The 2,007-nt window shown below is 42.5% G+C and carries 2 protein-coding genes; both read right to left on the minus strand.

Annotation, left to right across the window (positions count from 1 at the left end; translation table 11 throughout):
- Positions 1-381 (minus strand): effector-associated domain EAD1-containing protein (locus tag F6J94_RS33360; protein ID WP_293048137.1); only part of this gene is annotated, 381 nt, incomplete at its 3' end.
- A 63-nt stretch (positions 382-444) separates the two neighbouring features.
- Positions 445-1,764, minus strand: a complete 1,320-nt coding sequence (locus tag F6J94_RS33365) for an effector-associated domain EAD1-containing protein (protein ID WP_293048140.1) — start codon at positions 1,762-1,764, stop codon at positions 445-447.
- Positions 1,765-2,007 lie beyond the last annotated feature (243 nt).

Raw genomic sequence — 2,007 nt, forward strand, 5'->3', positions numbered from 1 at the left:
TACCATATTGTTTCCTTTAGAAGACAATATTATCAAAGCAATGCAACATGCTTTGATAATATTGTCTTCTAAAGGAAACAATATGGTTAGTAAACTAGACGAAATTTTAATTTTTTCATAATAGAGTTTTTTTAATTCATCATTATCTGGCTTTTCGTTAAGTGCTTTATCAATTAATTTTCCTAACCTCTTTTGACCATCAAAATCTAGTACTAAATTATCAACAATTTCATTCAAATCTTCACCACGAGCAACATCTTCCAGATTTATCCTGAATTGATTTTCTAGCATACTTGCTAACTCAGATTTACTAGTAAAAGCACTACACAGTGCTTCCTTTATCTTTTTGATGGGATAGCCAGGGGTATGTCCAGCATTCATTTACGGTTACTTCAATAGTTTAAACGATAGATTTGTCAAATTGCGATAGTGGCCAAAAATTGATTACAATTCAATACAATAATAATCCAAAGCACTTTTTCCCGGACCTTGACTCCACCGTGAATCAGGTTTCCAAGCACCATTGGGTTCTTCGCGACGGCGAGTGTGGACAGTGAGCTGTTTATCGTTAATTTTCAGTAGATTATATTGCCAAGGATAACCGGATCGTAGTTCAACGGTCCGTGCCCCAAAGGTGCCAGCACAAATCTGGTCGAGTTTGCGCCCATCTCGGCTGAGGTCGTAACGGAAAAGGCTGGTTTCGGCTTTATGGATATGTCCGTGGAGGAAGAAGCGGAATCCAGCAACGGCCAATCGTTCGATGAAGCCTTTGTCAGTAATCCTATCGCTTCCGTCACTATTGAGGGGATGGTGCCAAACCGCTATTTTCAGGCACTTATCGTAGTCTGGGTTACGGCGAATCTTTGTCAGGGCGTTGGCCAGAGCACCGGAGTGGATACTAGCACGGGTTTTGAAGTGATGATCCAGTTCCCAAGCTGAGTTTAGTCCTAGGATCAGCAAGTTTTGCTCTGGGAGATGGTCGATAATGGCTTGCTGGTCATAGTCGAGGGGATAGGGTTGATCTTTGATAGTTTTATAGAATTGGCTGAAGTGGGCAAAGCGTTGTTGGTATTTGGCTTTGTCTGGGACTCGAATCACCTCATCAGTGACTTTGATGTAGTGACCGTCTTGGAGTTTATCGTGGTCTTTTGTGCGATCGCATAACTCATAAGCCTCCTCTGCTAGTGTCCAGTTGAGGTCATGGTTACCGGGAACTAGAACAATTTGTTTCGGGTCTAGGGGGAAGTCTTGGCGGAAGTTATCGAGAAACTGTTGTGCAGCCTCGTATTCTTGAGGAGTAGACTTATTGGCGATATCACCAGAGAGGATCAGAGCATCAAGCTTAGGGATGTCAAGGTCTTGGATGAGGTCTTGGGCGAGTTGGTTTGACCAAAGAGTAGCTTGATCACTGGTGGTGATGTGGAGGTCCGAGAGGTGGAGGATATGCTTACTGTTGCCCGTCCCAGCATCCGAATGTGGTTGCGGCATAGGAGTAGCAAGATTCAACTCTTCGGCAAAGGCCGATAAAGCTGGGTTACCTGGATTTAATTCACGGGCACCTGCAATTAATTTATCAACCCATCCTTCTGCTTGGGCAGCTTTAATTAACTTAAATACAATTTCTTTTAAGTCATCTCCCATCGCAATAGAATCTAGATTTTTACTGAACTTAAAGTAAACTAATTCAGCAAGTTCTTGTTTTGATGGGAAAGCATCAATTAAAGCATTCGTTAATTGTTGATATTGCGGTCCTGTTAGTGTCATAGTTAAGTTTAATTATTCAGGAATAAAAAATTCAAACTATAACTTTGATTATACCTACTCCCGACTCCCGACTCCCGACTCCCGACTCCCGACTCCCGACTCCCGACTCCCTACGGGTGCATGTCAGTTTTGTTAATCCCTGATTCAGATCCCCCATTATCCCCCTTAATAAGGGGGACTTTTCAATCTAATTCCCCCCTTTTTTAAGGGGGGTTAGGGGGGATCTATGTACCTAATTACAAA

Origin of the sequence: Moorena sp. SIO1F2 (genome assembly GCF_010672755.1) — a bacterium.
Lineage (GTDB): Bacteria > Cyanobacteriota > Cyanobacteriia > Cyanobacteriales > Coleofasciculaceae > Moorena.